Consider the following 16650-nt stretch of genomic DNA (forward strand, 5'->3'; position numbering starts at 1 on the left):
GCACGGTGCGCCCGGGAGCACGACCCGGCGCAGCGTGGTCTCGCACGCTCGGATAGGGTCGCTGCGTACGGCAAGGGGGCCGACACCGGCACTCCTCGTCGTGCCCCACCGCCTCGGGCGGTCAGGTCCTCAGACCGCGCGGCGGGGTGGCCGAGATGAACCGTCGACGGCCGGCTCCAACGGTCGGCGCACACCATTCCCGCCGGCCCGTTGTCTGAAGCCGGCGGACCAGAACGCGAGGAGATGGGACCTGTGACCATCCGGGTTGGCATCAACGGCTTTGGCCGAATCGGCCGTAACTTCTTCCGGGCAGTGCTGGCGTCTGACGCCGACATCGAGGTCGTGGCGGTGAACGACCTGACCGACAACGCCACGCTCGCCCACCTGCTCAAGTACGACAGCATCCTCGGTCGCCTGCCGTACGAGGTCAAGGCCACCGCCGACGAGATCACCGTCGGTGGCAAGACCATCAAGGCGTACGCCGAGAAGGACCCGTCGAAGCTGCCGTGGGGCGAGGTCGGCGCGGACGTCGTCATCGAGTCGACCGGCTTCTTCACCGACGCCACCAAGGCCAAGGCGCACGTCGACGGCGGGGCCAAGAAGGTCATCATCTCCGCCCCGGCGAAGAACGAGGACGTCACCGTCGTCATGGGTGTCAACCACGACACCTACGACCCGGCGAAGCACACCATCATCTCCAACGCCTCGTGCACCACCAACTGCCTCGCGCCGATGGCGAAGGTCCTGCACGACACGTTCGGCATCCAGCACGGTCTGATGACGACGATCCACGCGTACACCCAGGACCAGAACCTCCAGGACGCGCCGCACTCGGACCTGCGTCGCGCCCGGGCCGCCGCGCTGAACATCGTGCCGACCTCGACCGGCGCCGCCAAGGCGATCGGCCTGGTCCTGCCGGACCTCAAGGGCAAGCTCGACGGGTACGCCCTGCGGGTGCCGATCCCGACCGGCTCGGTCACCGACCTCACCGTCAACGTCGGTCGCGAGACCACCGTGGACGAGGTCAACGCCGCGCTGAAGGCCGCCGCGGACGGCCCGCTCAAGGGCATCCTGGTCTACAACGAGGACCCGATCGTCTCCACCGACATCGTGACCGACCCGGCGTCGTGCATCTTCGACGCGCCGCTGACCAAGGTCGTCGGCAACCAGGTCAAGGTCGTCGGCTGGTACGACAACGAGTGGGGCTACTCCAACCGGCTCGTCGACCTCGTCAAGCTGGTCGGTTCGTCGCTGTGAGCATCCGGACCCTCGACGACCTGCTCGCCGAGGGGGTGTCGGGTCGGCGCGTGCTGGTGCGCGCCGACCTGAACGTCCCGCTCGACAAGCAGACCGGTGCCATCACCGATGATGGGCGCATCCGCGCGGTGCTGCCGACTCTCGGTGCGCTGGTCGAGGCCGGCGCGAAGGTGGTCGTCTGCTCGCACCTGGGCCGCCCGAAGGGCGCTCCGGACCCGCAGTTCAGCCTGGGCCCGGTCGCCGGGCGGCTCGGTGAGCTGCTCGGCGCACCGGTGCACTTCGCCACCGACACCGTCGGTGATTCGGCCCGTTCCACCGTCGCCGGCTTGGCCGACGGCCAGGTCGCCCTTCTGGAGAACCTGCGTTTCAACGCCGGTGAGACCAGCAAGGACGCGGCCGAGCGGGGTGCCTTCGCCGACCAGCTCGCCGCGTTCGGCGACGCGTACGTGGACGACGCGTTCGGTGCCGTGCACCGCAAGCACGCCAGTGTCTTCGACGTGCCGGCCCGGTTGCCGCACGTCGCGGGCCGGCTCGTGCTGCGTGAGGTCGAGGTGCTCTCCAAGCTCACCGGTGACCCGGAGCGCCCGTACGTGGTGGTGCTCGGTGGGTCGAAGGTGTCCGACAAGCTCGCCGTGATCGAGGCTCTGCTGCCCACTGTCGACCGGCTGCTCATCGGTGGCGGGATGTGCTTCACCTTCCTCAAGGCCCAGGGCCTGGAGGTGGGCACCTCGCTGCTGGAGAAGGACATGGTCGACACCTGCCGCAACCTGCTGGAGCGATCCGGCGGCAAGATCATGCTGCCGGTCGACGTGGTGGTCGCGGACGCGTTCGCTCCGGACGCGGCGCACGACACGGTGCGGGTCGACGGCATCCCGAGTCACCGGCTCGGCCTGGATGTCGGCCCGGAGACGGTGGCGGGCTTCAGCGCCGCGCTGTCCCAGGCGAAGACGATCTTCTGGAACGGCCCGATGGGCGTGTTCGAGATGCCGGCCTTCGCGGCGGGCACCCGGGGGATCGCCGAGGCGATCACCAAGGCCGACGCGTTCAGCGTCGTCGGCGGCGGTGACTCCGCAGCGGCCGTCCGTGCCCTGGGGCTGGACGAGTCGTCCTTCGGGCACATCTCCACCGGTGGTGGCGCCTCCCTGGAATACCTCGAGGGCAAGACCCTCCCCGGCATCGCGGCCCTGGAGAACTGAATGTCGAGCACCACCCGCCGGCCACTGATGGCCGGCAACTGGAAGATGAACCTCAACCACCTCGAGGCCAACCTGCTGGTGCAGAAGCTGGCGGCCAGCCTCACCGAGAAGCAGCTCACCGCCGTCGAGACGGTCGTGCTGCCGCCCTTCACCGACCTGCGCACCGTGCAGACCGCTGTGGACGGGGACAAGCTGCTCATCGGCTACGGCGCACAGGACCTGTCCCCGCACGCGTCGGGCGCGTACACCGGGGACATCTCCGGGCCGATGCTGGCCAAGCTCGGCTGCACGTACGTGGTGGTCGGGCACTCCGAGCGGCGGGCCTACCACAACGAGGACGACGCACTGGTCAACGCCAAGGTCAAGGCGGCGCTGACGCACGGCCTGACGCCGATCCTGTGCGTGGGGGAGGGGCTGGACGTCCGTGAGCAGGGCACCCACGTGGCGCACTGCTCCGACCAGCTCGACGGGGGCCTCGCCGGGCTCACCCCCGAGCAGGTGCGGCAGGTCGTGATCGCGTACGAGCCGGTCTGGGCGATCGGCACGGGCAAGACGGCGACCCCGGACGACGCCCAGGAGGTCTGCGGGGCGGTGCGTCAGCGACTGGCGGAACGCTTCGACCAGGAGACCGCCGACCAGGTTCGGGTCCTCTACGGCGGTTCGGTCAAGGCGTCCAACATCGCCTCGATCATGGCGCAATCGGACGTGGACGGGGGCCTGGTGGGGGGCGCCAGCCTGGACGCCGAGGAATTCGCTCAGATCTGCCGGTTCCCGGAGCACCTCGCCCGCTGATCGCTCGGTATCCTTGACACCGCCCGTCCGCCGGTCGGTGCCGCCGTGCCCGATCAGACCGGGCGAGGATCGCTACGAGAGGAACTGACCCCAGCCATGCCGATCTGGTTCGCATACACGTTGATCGTGTTGCTGGTCATCACGAGCATTCTGCTCACCCTGCTGATCCTGCTGCACCGCGGCAAGGGCGGCGGTCTGTCGAGCATGTTCGGCGGTGGCGTCAGCTCCAGCCTCGCCGGCTCCTCGGTCGCGGAGAAGAACCTGGACCGCTACACCGTCCTGGTGAGCGTCGTCTGGTTCGCCGCCATCGTCGGCCTCGGGCTCTGGCTGCGCCTCCAAATGAACAGCGGTGCCTGAGCAGGCTCAGTAAGTCGTACAATCTGCGCGCGGTTCGTCACTCGACGGGCCGCGCGCAGGCTTTTCTCCGCTGCACCGCGTCGCCCGCCGCTCCACCCCCGAAGACGGCGGGTCCCCTCCGACGACAGGAGCGAGCAGCCGTGCCGAATGGCAACGTTATCCGGGGAGCCCGGGTCGGGTCCGCACCGATGCGCCCGGACGGGCGGCACCAACCCGCCCCCCGACAGGACGTCAGCTACTGGTGCCGTAACGACCACCGGGTCGACATCCGGATCGCCGCGGACGTCGAACCGCCACCCCTGTGGGACTGCCCCCGCTGTGGCCTACCCGCCGGTCGGGACGCCCAGAACCCGCCGGGTCGGGTCCGCGCCGAGCCGTACAAGAGCCACCTGGCGTACGTGAAGGAGCGGCGCACCGCCGAGGAGGGGGAGGCCCTGCTCGCCGAGGCGCTCGCCGCACTACGCCGTCGACGCGGCGAGTAGCGGGCTCCTCCCCGCGCTCAGCGCAGGCTGCGCAGTCGGACGGGTACGTCGGCTGCGGCCGCCCGGTCCAGCAGCCAGCGGGTGCGGTGCACGCCGTGCACGCCGGCCGCCGGCAACTGCACCGGGCCGGCGCCGGCCAACGCCATACCCACCGCGCGAGCCTTGTCGGCGCCGGCGGCCACCAGCCAGACCTCCTCGGCGGTGTTGATCGCCGGCAGGGTGAGGGTGGTCCGCGTCGGCGGCGGCTTGGGGCTGCCCCGCACCGCGCTCACCGGCCGGGTCTCGTAGCCCACCGGGTGCTCGGGGAAGACCGAGGCCACGTGGCCGTCCTCGCCGACGCCCAGCATCAGCACGTCGAAGTGCGGCAGGGTGGCGTGCCCGGGCCGGGCGGCGCGGGCCAGCTCCTCCGCGTACGCGGCAGCCGCCGCCTCGGGGTCGTTGCCGGCCGGGCCGTCCGAGGCCGGCATGGCGTGCACCCGGGCCGGATCCAGTGGCACCACGTCCAGCAGGGCGGCGCGGGCCTGCGTCTCGTTGCGGTCCGGATCACCGGCGGGCAGGAACCGTTCGTCGCCCCACCACACGTCGACCCGGGACCAGTCCACCGCGTCGCGGGCCGGCAGCGTCGCCACCGCCCGGTACACGGCCGCGGCGACCCGACCTCCGGTGAGCACCACCGAGGCTTCGCCCCGGTCGGCCTGGGCGTCGAGCAGCTTCACCAGCAACCGGGCCGCCACAGCCTGCGCCAGCAGGTCGGCGTCGGCGTGGACGGCGACACTCGCCTCACTCATGGTTGCGCCTTCGTTTCCCGACCGCGAGGCGGTCGCTGTCGTGCCCGGGGCGGTGTGCCCGAGGTGGTTGGGGCGAAAGCCCCGGAGATTGCGGGGCAGGGCCGGTGCGTACCAGCCCTGCCCGACGATGTGCCCCGGCTGGGCTCAGCCCTCGCCGCTCGTGCCGACGTGCGCGGTGACCCCGGCCTCGGCGCGCTGCGCGGTGGCCGGATCCTTCCAGACGTGGACCCGCTGCGGGGGGCGCTGCTCCAGCCCTCGCAGCCCGACCGTCGCGCCCAGCGCCTCCGCGTACACCTGGTCGGCGTCCAGCCGGCGCAGCTCCTCGGCCAGCTCGTCGCCGAGCGGGCGGCGCACCAGCGGCAGGGCCCGGTCGTCCTGGCCCGTCCGCCGGAACACGGCCATGCTGTCCTCGCGGGTCAGCGTCAACTGGTCGCCGTTGGCGCAGCTGAGCTGCACCTCCCGCATCCGAGGGAACTCGTCGCTGTCCACCCGGCGTGGGGTGATGCCGAGCCGGCTGGACAGCCAACCGGCCATCAGCGCCGCCGTCGGGTCGGTGGGAGGCGCGACGATGGTCGCCTCGGTGACCTGGGCGCTGGTGGTGTCGAACGCCCCGGCGACCAGGGTGCGCCACGGGGTGATCCGGGTCCACGCCAGGTCGGTGTCGCCCGGGGCGTAGTCCCGGGCACGCTGCCGCAGCGCCTCCACCGGGTCGGTGGCCTGCGCGGAGTCGGTGATCCTCCGGTCGGCGACCACCCCGAGGAAGTCGGTGGCGATCTCCGCCGGTGGCTCGCCGTGCCACCAGGTGACAACCGGTACGTCGGGAACGAGCAACGGCATCACTACCGACTCGGCGTGCAGGGACAACCGGCCGTACATCCGGGTGACCACCGCCTCGCAGGGGCCGAGCCGGCCACCGACCACGATCTCCGCGTCCAGTCGGTTGCGGTCCCGCTCGATCTCCGAGCGGACCACCACCAGGAGGCGGCACGGGTGCGCGGCGGCGGCGATCGTCGCCGCGGCCTCCGCCTCCCGGACCCGCTTCTCGTCCACGACCACGATGAGGGTGAGCGCCATGCCGCTGGCCACCCCGCCGGCGCTGCGCCGCTCGGCGGCGAGCGCCTTGACCACCTCGTTGCCGGTGGTGTCCCACAGCCCGATCATGCTCGTCTCCAGGCGCGGCCCTCGCGGGCCAGCATCTCGTCGGAGGCCCGGGGGCCCCACTCGCCGGCCCGGTACGGCTCCGGGGTGGTGCCCTCCCAGGCGTGCTCCAGGGGGTCGATCACCTGCCAGCTCTGCTCGACCTCGGCCGCGTCCGGGAACAGGGTGCGGTCACCGATCAGCACGTCCAGCACCAGACGCTCGTACGCCTCGGGGCTGGACTCGGTGAACGCCTCGCCGTACTGGAAGTCCATGGCGATGTCGCGGACCTCCATTGTCGTACCCGGCACCTTCGAGCCGAACTTGAGCACCACGCCCTCGTCCGGCTGCACCCGGATGACCAGCTGGTTGTTGCCCAGCGACTCCATGTCGGCGTCGTTGAACGGCAGGTGCGGCGCCTTCTTGAACATGATGGCGACCTCGGTGACCCGCCGGGGCAGCCGCTTGCCGGCCCGGATGTAGAACGGCACCTCCGCCCAGCGGCGGTTCTGGATGCCCAACCGCACCGCCACGTACGTCTCGGTGGTGGAGCCGCCGGGGACGTCGCGCTCATCCAGGTAACCGACAGCGCGTTCGCCGCCGACCCAGCCCGGCAGGTACTGACCGCGGACGGTGTCCCGGGCGACGTCCTTGGGCAGTGTGATGGCCTTGAGCACCTTCAGCTTCTCGGTCCGGATCTCGTCGGCGTCGAAGCTGGTCGGCTCCTCCATCGCCACCAGGGCGAGGAGTTGGAGAAGATGGTTCTGCAGCACGTCGCGGGCGGTGCCGACGGTGTCGTAGAAGCCGGCGCGGGTGCCGATGCCGACGTCCTCCGCCATGGTGATCTGCACCGAGTCGACGTACTTGGAGTTCCACAGCGGCTCGAACAGATTGTTGGCGAACCGCAGGGCGAGGATGTTCTGAACCGTCTCCTTGCCCAGGTAGTGGTCGATCCGGAAGACGTCCTGTCGGGTGAACACGTCGTCGACGAGGTCGTTGAGCGCCTTCGCCGAGGGCAGGTCGTTACCGAACGGCTTCTCCACAACGACCCGGCGCCAACCGCCGGACTTGTCGTTGTCGGCCATTCCGGTGCGGGCCAACTGCTTGAGCACGACGGGGAACGCGGCCGGTGGGATGGAGAAGTAGAACGCCGCGTTGCCGGCGATGCCGTGGGTCTGACGCAGATCGTCAAGCGTCGAGGCGAGCTGGTCGAAGGCGTCGTCGTCGTCGAACGACCCGCCGACGAACTTGATGTTGCCGGCCAGCCGCGCCCACACCTCGTCCCGCCACGGGGTGCGAGCGTGCTTGCGGGCAGCCTCGCAGGCCAACGTCTCGAAGTCGCCGTCACCCCAGTCGCGGCGCGCGAAACCGAGCACCACGAAGCCCGGCGGCAACAGCCCCCGGTTGGCCAGGTCGTAGACCGCGGGGAGCAGCTTCTTGCGGGCCAGGTCGCCGGTCACCCCGAAGATCACCAGAGCGCAGGGCTCCGGGATCCGGGGCAACCGGCGGTCCTGCGGGTCGCGCAGCGGGTTCACCGAACCGCCTCCTCGCTCCGCCTCAGTCACGTCGTCCATCCTCACGCCCGCAGATCACCGGCCGCGTCCAGTAGTTGGGCGACACCGGCGGCCCGGTCGGTCAGGTGCAACCGCAGCAGCGGGCGCTCCCGACCGGCGAGGGCCTGCCGGTCACCGGCGGCCTGCGCCGCCTGCAACTCACCGAAGCTGTACGGCTTGCCCGGCACCGCCAGGTCCTCGGCGACCCCGCCGGTCACCTGGAGGTAGCTGCCCACCTGCGGGCCGCCCTTGTGGTACTGGCCCGTCGAGTGCAGGAAGCGCGGCCCCCAGCCGAAGGTGACCGGCCGGCCGCCCGCCTGCGCCAGCAGCGACCGCAGCCGGGCCGCGTCGGCGTCGGCGAACCGGTCGAGGTACGCCATCACCGCCAGGTAACCGTCGTCGCCCAGCCCGTCGAGCAGCCAGCGCAGCACACCGGCCAGGTTTCCGGGGGCGCCCTGCGGGGCGTACACCTCGATCGCGCCCTCGGTGAACGACGGCGTCTCCGCCGGCAGGCCCGAGGCCAGGATCTTGTTGGTGTTCTCCTTGGACTCGGTGACGTTCGGCTGGTTGAACGGGTCGATGCCGAGCACCACGCCGGCCACCGCGGTGGCGTACTCCCAGGCCAGGAACTGCGCGCCCAGCGGGCCGTTGACGGCCACGTCCGGGTTGGCCCCGCCGCCCGGCATGTCACCGGGGGCCAGCGCGCCGCCGTAGCTGACGGTCAGCACGTCCGCGCCGGTGGCGCCGGGGCTCTGCGGAGACTCCACTACCACCGGGAGGATGCCCACCCCGGCCTTGCCGGTCGACTCGGCGATCAGCTGCTCGGCCCAGTCGCCGAGCCCGTCGATGCCGGTGCCGTCGGAGACCAGGGCGACCTTGTCGCGGGCCAGCGTGGCCGCGGCGCCCAGGGCGGCGCCCAGCGCCAACGCCGGGTTGTTCTGGTCCGCGCCGAGCGACGTGGCCAGCGCGTCGGCCTGGTCGAGCAGCTCCCCGACCTCGACCCCGGCCAGCGCCGAGGGCACCAGACCGAACGCGGTCAGCGCCGAGTACCGGCCGCCGACGTTCGGGTCGGCGAGCACCGTGAACGCGCCCATCTCGGCCGCGGTGGCCTCCAGCGGCGAACCCGGGTCGGTGACGATGACGAAGTGCCGGCCGGCCTCCGCCTCGGTCATCCCGGCGTCCAGGAACGCCTGCCAGTACGCGCGCCGGTGGCTGTCGGTCTCCACCGTCGACCCGGACTTGCTGGCCACCACCACGACGGTGCGCTCCAGCCGGTCACCGAGCGCCGCCCGGACCTGGCCCGGGTCGGTGGTGTCCAGCACCGTCAACGGGCGACCCAGCGTCCGGGTGATCACCTCGGGTGCGAGCGACGAGCCGCCCATGCCGGCGAGTACCACGTGATCCAGGTCGGCCAGCTCCGCGGTCAGCTCGGCCAACTGGACGAGCAGTTCGCGGCTGCGCCGGTGGGTGTCCACCCAGCCGAGCCGGATCTTCGCCTCGGCCTCGGCGTCCGGACCCCACAGGCTCGCGTCCTTGCCCGCCAGCTTGCCCGGGACGCCGGCCTTGACCAGCGCGTCCCGGGTCGAGGCGGGCGCGGCCTTGTCGACCGCGTCCGCGCCGTACACGGCGAGCCCGGCGGCTGCCTCCACCGGCCCAGCGAGAAGGTCGCTCATGCCGTCACTCCGCTTCGCTGCGTGCCGTCATGAGGCCCCTTGGCACTGAGGCTGATTCGCTCGCTCATGCGTTACCACCGGCCTGCTCGGCGGCCTTGGCGTTGCCCTTGGCCGCCTTGTTCGGGGCACCCTTGCCCTTGGCCGCCGCCTCCAGGGACTTGCGGACCCCGTCGAGCAGCTCCTGCCAGCTGGCCTCGAACTTCTCCACGCCCTCGCGCTCCAGGGTGACGATCACGTCGTCCATGTCCACCCCGACCGACTCCAGGTCGGCGAAGACCTTCCGGGCCGCGTCGTAGGCGCCGGTGATGGTGTCGCCGCGGGTCTCGCCGTGATCGGCGTACGCGTGGATGACCGACTCCGGCATGGTGTTGACAGTGCCGGGCGCGATCAGCTCCTCGACGTAGATGACGTCCCGGTAGTCCGGGTTCTTCGTCGAGGTGGACGCCCACAGCGGCCGCTGCGGGTGCGCGCCGGCCGCGGCGAGCGCCTTCCAGCGGTCGGAGGAGAAAACCTCGGTGTAGCGCTCGTACGCCAGCTGCGCGTTGGCGATGGCGGCCTTGCCCTTGAGGGCCTTCGCCTGGTCGGAGCCGACCTTCTCCAGCCTCTTGTCGACCTCGGAGTCGACCCGGGAGACGAAGAACGACGCCACCGAGCCGATCTTGGACAGGTCGTGGCCGTTCGTCTTGGCCTGCTCCAGACCGGCGAGGAACGCCTCCATGACCGCCGAGTAGCGGTCCAGACCGAAGATCAGCGTGACGTTGACGCTGATCCCCTCGGCCAGGGTGGCGGTGATCGCCGGGAGGCCGGCCTCGGTGGCCGGGATCTTGATGTAGAGGTTGGGGCGGTCCACCAGCCACCACAGGGCCTTGGCCTCGGCCACCGTCCGGTCGCTCTCGTGGGCCAGCCGGGGGTCCACCTCGATGGAGACCCGGCCGTCGACACCGTCGCTGCCGTCGTACGACGGGCGCATCACGTCGCAGGCCCACCGCACGTCGTACGTGGTGAGCATGCGCACCGACTCCTCGACCTCGACGCCACGGGTGGCGAGGTCGTGCAGCTGCCAGTTGTACTCGTCGGCGTCGCTCAGCGCCTTGGCGAAGATCGTGGGGTTGGTGGTGACACCGGCCACGTGCTTCTCGCGGCGCAGCTGGTCCAGCCCGCCGGAGCTCAAACGCACCCGGGAAAGATCGTCGAGCCAGACCGCCACGCCCGCGGCGGTGAGCTCATTCAGCTTGTCCGTCATGCCATCCACGCTCCCTCAGTTGCCGGTCGTGAAACCGGTGATGTCGCCCACCCGGGCCAGCGAGGCGTGTGCTGCCGCCACGATCCGGTCGGGGGTGAACCCGAACTGCTCGAAGAGCACGGTGTGCGGGGCGCTCGCTCCGTAGTGCTCCAGGCTCACGCTCTCGCCCAGGTCACCGACGACTCCGCGCCAGGACATCGCGATGCCCGCCTCCACGCTCACCCGTGCCTTTACCCCGCGCGGGAGCACCGACTCCCGGTACGCCTCGTCCTGCTCGTAGAACCACTCCTGGCAGGGCATCGAGACGACCCGGGTCGGGGTGCCGTCGGCCTCCAGCCGCTCCCGGGCGGTCAGGCAGAGCTGCACCTCGGAACCGGTGCCGACGATGATCACCTGAGGCTTGCCGTTGGACGCCTCGGCCAGCACGTACCCGCCCTTGGCCACGCCCTCCGCGCTGCCCAGGACGTCGCGGTCCATGGTCGGCAGCGGTTGACGGCTCAGCGCCAGGGCGGTCGGCCGGTCGGTGTGCTCCAGCGCCTGCCGCCAGGCCCAGGCGGTCTCGTTGGCGTCCGCCGGACGGACCACGTCCAGGCCCGGGATGGCGCGCAGCGCGGTCAGGTGCTCCACCGGCTGGTGGGTCGGGCCGTCCTCGCCGAGGCCGATCGAGTCGTGCGTCCAGACGTAGGTCACCGGCAGCTTCATCAGCGCGGCCAGCCGCACTGACGGACGCATGTAGTCGCTGAAGACCAGGAACGTGCCGCCGTACGGGCGGGTGCCACCGTGCAGGGCGATGCCGTTGAGGATCGCGCCCATGGCGTGCTCACGGATGCCGAAGTGCAGCGTGCGGCCGTACTCGTGGCCGGGGAAGTCCTTGGTGGCGTGCGCGGCCGGGATGAACGACGGCTCGCCCTTCATCGTGGTGTTGTTGCTCTCGGCCAGGTCGGCCGAGCCGCCCCACAGCTCCGGCAGCACCGGCGCGAGCGCCTCCAGCACCTTGCCCGAGGCGGCTCGGGTGGCCACCCCCTTGGCGTCCGCGGGGAAGACCGGCAACGCGTCGGTCCAGCCGTCGGGGAGTACGTGACCAGCCAGCCGCTCGTAGAGCGCGGTGCGCTCCGGGTTGGCCTTCTTCCAGGCGTCGAACGCGGTGGTCCACTCCTGCTGGGCGTCGGAGCCGCGGCCCATCACCGTGCGGGCGTGGCTGAGCACCTCCTCGTCGACCTGGAAGGTCTGCTCCGGGTCGAAGTCGAGGATCCGCTTGGTGGCCTTCACCTCGTCGGCGCCGAGCGCCGAGCCGTGGATCTTGCCGGTGTTCTGCTTGTTGGGCGCGGGCCAGCCGATGATGGTGCGCAGCGCGATGAACGAGGGGCGGCCGGTCTCCGCCTTGGCGGCCACCAGCGCGGCGTACAGCGCCTCGGCGTCCTCGTGGTAGTCGCCCTGGTCGGCGTCGCCGCTGCGCCAGTCGACGGTCTGCACGTGCCAGCCGTACGCCTCGTAGCGGGCGGCCACGTCCTCGCTCTTGGCGATCCGGGTGTCGTCCTCGATGGAGATCTCGTTGTCGTCGTAGATCACCGTGAGGTTGCCCAGTTGCTGGTGCCCGGCGAGGGCGCTGGCCTCGTGGCTGATGCCCTCCTCGATGTCGCCGTCGGAGACGATGCACCAGATGTCGTGGTCGAAGACGGACGCGCCGAGCTCGGCCTCGGGGTCGAACAGGCCGCGCTCGCGGCGGGCCGCCATGGCCATGCCGACCGCGTTGCCCAGACCCTGCCCGAGCGGGCCGGTGGTGGTCTCCACGCCCGGCGTGTGCCCGTGCTCGGGGTGCCCCGGCGTCTGCGAGCCCCACTGCCGCAGCGACTTGAGGTCGTCCAGGCTCAGCGGGTAACCGGAGAGGAACAGCTGGATGTAGAGCGTCAGGCTGGAGTGCCCGGCGGAGAGCACGAACCGGTCGCGGCCGGGCCAGTTCGGGTCGGCCGGGTTGTGCCGCATGACGCGGTTGAAGAGGAGGTACGCCGCGGGCGCGAGGCTCATCGCGGTGCCCGGGTGGCCGTTGCCGGATTTCTCTACGGCGTCCATGGCCAGCACGCGGACGGTATCTACGGCCCGGCGATCGAGGTCGGACCAGTTCAGTGCGGAGTGCTCGGGTCGTTTAACAGCCACGATGGTTGTGCTCCTCGGCAGATGGGCGGAACCCTCACCGATGACCTTATCGAGCGTCCCTAAACGCGCGCCCGGGGATCTGCGCATGGTGTGCGCTACGTGACCATCCGGATGCTCGGTTCAACCCTGTGGTGTGACGGCCCGCACCGTTGTCGGGTCGGCCGGGCAGCCAAAACGACGACGCGTAGTGTGTGGGGCGGTATGCGGACCCGTTGCGGTCCCGGCCGATCCGATCTCCCCGTGCCCGATGCCGGAAGGTGGCAATCCGTGAGCATGATCACCGAGCGCCCCGCGAGCAACCCGGCCGGGCCACACCCGGCGCGGGCGGCCGAGGGCCCGGTGGCCCGGCGGGACGTACGCGCGGTCCTGTCGGCGTACGTGGCGCTCACCAAGCCGCGGATCGTCGAGTTGCTGCTGGTCACCACCATCCCGGCGATGATGCTCGCCGAGGGCGGGCTGCCGTCGCTGTGGCTGATGGCCATCGTCCTGATCGGCGGCTCGCTCGCCGCCGGCGCGGCCAGCGTCCTCAACTGCTACATCGACCGCGACATCGACCAGCTGATGCGGCGGACCAAGCGTCGGCCGCTGCCGGCGCACACCGTGTCGCCGCGAAGCGCGCTGATCTTCGGTCTGGTGCTGGCGGCGGTGTCGGTGGCCCTGATGGCGGCGTTCACCAACCTGCTGGCCGCCGGGCTGACCCTCGCCGCGATCGCCTACTACGACCTCGTCTACACCCTGTGGCTCAAGCGTTCGACCCCGACGAACACCTTCTGGGGCGGCGCCTGCGGGGCGGCGCCGGTGCTGATCGGTTGGGCTGCGGTGACCGGCTCGCTGGCGCCGGCCGCCTGGGGGCTCTTCGCGGTGGTCTTCTTCTGGCAGATGCCGCACTTCTACCCGCTCGCCATGAAGTACAAGGACGACTACGCCCGGGCCGGCATCCCGATGCTGCCTGTGGTGGCCTCGATCCGCCGGGTGAACGCCGAGATTCTGATCTTCGCGTGGCTCACGGTGCTCACCTCCCTGGCCGTCTGGCCGCTGGGGCTCAGCGCGATCTACGGGGTGCCGACCCTGGTGGTGGGTGCCATCTTCGTGGTCGAGGCACACCGGCTCTGCCGGCGCGCCACGCGCGGCGAGGCGGTCAAGCCGATGCGGCTGTTCCACTGGTCGACGACGTACCTGACGATCGTCTTCGTGGCCGTCGCGCTCGACGCGCTGATCTGACCCGTCTCGCACGGCCCGGCTCTGTCCTTCACGTCCGAGGCAGTGGCCTCCGCCTGTCGGCTTCGTTGGCTGTCGGCTCCCACGCGCTCCGCGGCATCCCTGCGCGCCGCGGCTCGGCCGGTCGCCGAATGGCGCCGATGATCTCCTGACTAATCATGGACGTGGATGAGTTGTCCGGGTTTAACGTCACATCAGAGTAACTTTCAGCATGAGTCGGATCGGCTCAACCTGGGGTGGTTCGAGGGCGATTTCCCGACGTGCTTTGAGCGCAAAAGTCGGTAAATAAACGGACAGGAAACCTGTGGTCGTCCTTAAACCTGTAGGTAATTGGCATCACAAAACGTTCATGGTTCTCGCCCGACGGGGTGCGACTCTGCTTAGGCTTCGCGTCATGGCAGATGGTTCCGATACGACGCTGACGGCCGAGCAGACCGCCGACGAGCAGGCGCCCCAAGGCCTGGTCGCGGGCCTCAAGGCGTTCGCGGCCGGACACGGCGGCGCGAAGGCGGTCATCGAGTACGTCGGCAAGCGTGGCGCGCGGATCGTCCTGGTGGGTTCCGACGGCGAGTGGGGCGACCAGTTCGCCGACGACACCGTCACCGCCCGCGAGGCGTGCGCCAAGGCGGGAGTCACCGTCGAGAACGCCTGGGAGCGTGAACTCATGGACCAGATGCGTCCGAGCAACGACCTCTGGCGGTCGATGGCCCGGCGCACGATGGCCCGCTGAACAGACAGCTGAATTGACCACATATCACCAGTCGACCCGGGGGGAACCCCGGGTCGCTCTCGTCACCTGCTCCGACCTGGCCGACCTCGACCCGGACGACCGGCTGGTCCTGGCCCCGCTCGCCGCCCGTGGCGTCGCCGTCCAGACCGTCATCTGGGACGACTCCGACGTCGACTGGTCGTCCTACGACCTGGTCGTGCTCCGCTCACCCTGGGACTACGCGCTGCGCCGCGACGAGTTCGTGTCCTGGGCGGCCACCGTGCCGACGCTGGTCAACCCGGCAGACGTGGTCCGCTGGAACACCGACAAGCGCTATCTCGCCGAGCTGAGCGCCGCCGGAGTGCCGACCGTGCCGACGTCATGGATCGAGCCGGGGGAGAGCTGGCAGCTGCCCGCCGAGACCGGCGAGTACGTGCTCAAGCCCGCGGTCAGCGCCGGCAGCCAGGACACCGGCCGGTACGACCTGGCCGACCCGGAGCACCGGGACCTGGCGGCCGCACACGTTCGCCGGCTCTCCGACGCCGGCCGGGTCACCATGGTCCAGCCGTACCTGCGGGCCGTCGACACCGAGGGCGAGACGGCCCTGCTCTTCCTGGCCGGCCCCGACGGGCTCAGGTTCAGCCACGCGATCCGCAAGGGCCCGATGCTGTCCGGGCCGGACCTCGGCCCGGACGGGCTCTACAAGGCCGAGGAGATCACCGCCCGCACCGCCCGCCCCGAACAGCTGGCGGTGGCCGAGCAGACCCTCGCGACGGTGCCCGGCGGCACCCGACAGCTGCTCTACGCCCGGGTCGACCTGATCCCCGGCCTGGACGGCGAGCCGGTCCTGGTCGAGCTGGAGCTGACCGAGCCGTCGCTCTTCATCGGGTACGCGGACGGCGCCCCCGACCGCCTCGCCACCGCGATCACCACCCACCTGGCCCGCAACGCCTGACCGTGCTGCGGTGCGCCCGCGCCGCCGCCGGCAAGATCGCGCAACATCCTGGTTGTAGTGGCTTCTGGGCGGTCCGTGGCCACTACATCCTGGTTCGAGTGCGATCTTGGTGGCCGTGGGCGGCCAGACCCCGCGGGGCGGTCAGGCGGTGACTGGTACCGGGGCGGCGGCGTCGGTCGGGGTGGCCTGGGGGGCCGGCGCGACCGGGCGGCGTTCCCGGGCGGACCACTGCACCGACAGGGCGGCCAGCAGCACCAGGCAGGAGCCGAGCATGTGTGCGCCGACCAGGAGCGCCGGCACGTGGGTGAAGTACTGCACGAAGCCGATCAGACCCTGACCCAACTCCACGGCGACCAGGATGATCGCGGCGCGGGTGGCTCGCTGCGCACCGACGGCGCGGAACGCGAAGATCAGCGCCACCGAGAGGCCGATCAGCAGGAAGACCCCGTCCGCGTGCACCTGCGAGATGGTCTCCGGGTCGAGCCCGTTGCGGGCGGCGCCGTGGTCGCCGGCGTGCGGGCCGCTGCCGGTGACCCAGGTGCCGACGACCAGCACGGCGACTGTGACGCCGGTGGTGACCCGGGCCAGCGCGCGCAGCGGTGCGGGCACCACGGCCACTGTCGGGCCGTCGGGGTCGCCGATTCGTCGCCACAGGGCGTACGCGGCGGCGATCACGGCCATCGAGGCGAGGAAGTGCAGCCCGACCACCCACGGGTTGAGGTTGGTCAGCACGGTGATGCCGCCGATCACCGCCTGGGCGGGGATGCCCAGGAAGACCGCCACGGCCAGTGCGAGGAGCCCGGGTCGGCGGGGCCGGTGCAGCAGTACGGCCAGCACGGTGGCCAGCGCGATGAGACCCACCGCGAAGGTCAACATGCGGTTGCTGAACTCGATGACCCCGTACACGCCCATCTCCGGCGTGGTGACGTAGGAATCGTCGGTGCACCGGGGCCAGGTGGGGCAGCCGAGGCCCGAGGCGGTCAACCGGACGGCCCCGCCGGTGACGACGATGCCCACGTTCGCGATGATCGAGGCGAGCGCGAGGCGGCGCAGCAGGATGCCGGAGACCGGACGGACGATTCGGTTCACGGCGCAAATCCTACGCACCGTAGTGATCGAGGTTCGTCCGACTCCGT

The 16650-nt window shown here is 71.0% G+C and carries 15 protein-coding genes; 8 read left to right on the forward strand and 7 right to left on the reverse strand.

Annotated features, from left to right (window positions below; translation table 11 throughout):
- The first annotated feature begins 252 nt into the window (after positions 1–252).
- The 5 genes from gap (at position 253) to PSH03_RS02885 (ending at position 4084) form a co-directional block, all read left to right on the forward strand.
- Positions 253–1257 (forward strand): type I glyceraldehyde-3-phosphate dehydrogenase, encoded by a 1005-nt coding sequence (gene gap / locus PSH03_RS02865; RefSeq protein WP_124853956.1) that lies wholly within the window; start codon positions 253–255, stop codon positions 1255–1257.
- On the forward strand, positions 1254–2453 hold the full coding sequence (locus PSH03_RS02870; protein ID WP_238688164.1) for a phosphoglycerate kinase: 1200 nt from the start codon (positions 1254–1256) through the stop codon (positions 2451–2453). The genes gap and PSH03_RS02870 overlap by 4 nt, the downstream gene beginning before the upstream one ends.
- Positions 2454–3245 carry a triose-phosphate isomerase gene (gene tpiA / locus PSH03_RS02875; RefSeq protein ID WP_210785004.1) on the forward strand — a complete coding sequence of 264 codons (792 nt, stop codon included), beginning with the start codon at positions 2454–2456 and terminating at the stop codon, positions 3243–3245.
- A gap of 96 nt (positions 3246–3341) precedes the next feature.
- Positions 3342–3602, forward strand: a complete 261-nt coding sequence (gene secG, locus PSH03_RS02880) for a preprotein translocase subunit SecG (protein WP_030337344.1) — start codon at positions 3342–3344, stop codon at positions 3600–3602.
- Positions 3603–3742: 140 nt separating this feature from the next.
- Positions 3743–4084: an RNA polymerase-binding protein RbpA gene (locus PSH03_RS02885; protein ID WP_210785003.1), complete on the forward strand. Its 342-nt coding sequence runs from the start codon at positions 3743–3745 to the stop codon at positions 4082–4084.
- Between the two features lie 17 nt (positions 4085–4101).
- Here the strand turns inward: PSH03_RS02885 and pgl are convergent, their stop codons facing one another.
- The 6 genes from pgl to tkt all read right to left on the reverse strand — a co-directional run bounded on the left by pgl (position 4102) and on the right by tkt (position 12632).
- On the reverse strand, positions 4102–4872 hold the full coding sequence (gene pgl, locus PSH03_RS02890) for a 6-phosphogluconolactonase (RefSeq protein WP_210785002.1): 771 nt from the start codon (positions 4870–4872) through the stop codon (positions 4102–4104).
- A 144-nt stretch (positions 4873–5016) separates the two neighbouring features.
- The gene (locus tag PSH03_RS02895) at positions 5017–6033 is read right to left on the reverse strand and encodes a glucose-6-phosphate dehydrogenase assembly protein OpcA (protein ID WP_238688165.1); all 1017 of its coding nucleotides are present in this window, start codon (positions 6031–6033) and stop codon (positions 5017–5019) included.
- Positions 6030–7583, reverse strand: a complete 1554-nt coding sequence (gene zwf, locus PSH03_RS02900; RefSeq protein ID WP_238688166.1) for a glucose-6-phosphate dehydrogenase — start codon at positions 7581–7583, stop codon at positions 6030–6032. Before zwf ends, PSH03_RS02895 begins: the two co-directional genes overlap by 4 nt.
- A 2-nt stretch (positions 7584–7585) precedes the next feature.
- Positions 7586–9235 (reverse strand): phosphoglucose isomerase-related protein, encoded by a 1650-nt coding sequence (locus tag PSH03_RS02905; RefSeq protein ID WP_210784999.1) that lies wholly within the window; start codon positions 9233–9235, stop codon positions 7586–7588.
- A gap of 64 nt (positions 9236–9299) precedes the next feature.
- Positions 9300–10478, reverse strand: coding sequence for a transaldolase (gene tal / locus PSH03_RS02910; RefSeq protein WP_210784998.1), 1179 nt, complete (start codon positions 10476–10478; stop codon positions 9300–9302).
- A 15-nt stretch (positions 10479–10493) separates the two neighbouring features.
- Complete coding sequence (gene tkt / locus PSH03_RS02915) at positions 10494–12632, reverse strand: transketolase (protein ID WP_238688167.1); 2139 nt, start codon at positions 12630–12632, stop codon at positions 10494–10496.
- 267 nt (positions 12633–12899) lie between these two features.
- Between tkt and PSH03_RS02920 the strand changes: the two genes are divergently transcribed.
- The 3 genes from PSH03_RS02920 to PSH03_RS02930 all read left to right on the forward strand — a co-directional run bounded on the left by PSH03_RS02920 (position 12900) and on the right by PSH03_RS02930 (position 15514).
- Positions 12900–13853: a heme o synthase gene (locus PSH03_RS02920; RefSeq protein WP_112677042.1), complete on the forward strand. Its 954-nt coding sequence runs from the start codon at positions 12900–12902 to the stop codon at positions 13851–13853.
- A 391-nt stretch (positions 13854–14244) separates the two neighbouring features.
- Positions 14245–14580, forward strand: a complete 336-nt coding sequence (locus tag PSH03_RS02925) for a hypothetical protein (protein WP_210784996.1) — start codon at positions 14245–14247, stop codon at positions 14578–14580.
- A gap of 13 nt (positions 14581–14593) precedes the next feature.
- Positions 14594–15514, forward strand: coding sequence for an ATP-grasp domain-containing protein (locus PSH03_RS02930; protein WP_238688168.1), 921 nt, complete (start codon positions 14594–14596; stop codon positions 15512–15514).
- Positions 15515–15655: 141 nt separating this feature from the next.
- Here PSH03_RS02930 and PSH03_RS02935 read toward each other — a convergent pair whose 3' ends face one another.
- Positions 15656–16621, reverse strand: coding sequence for a COX15/CtaA family protein (locus PSH03_RS02935; RefSeq protein WP_238688169.1), 966 nt, complete (start codon positions 16619–16621; stop codon positions 15656–15658).
- Between the last annotated feature and the right edge of the window lie 29 nt (positions 16622–16650).

The organism is Micromonospora salmantinae (genome assembly GCF_022230905.1).
GTDB classification, from domain to species: domain Bacteria; phylum Actinomycetota; class Actinomycetes; order Mycobacteriales; family Micromonosporaceae; genus Micromonospora; species Micromonospora salmantinae.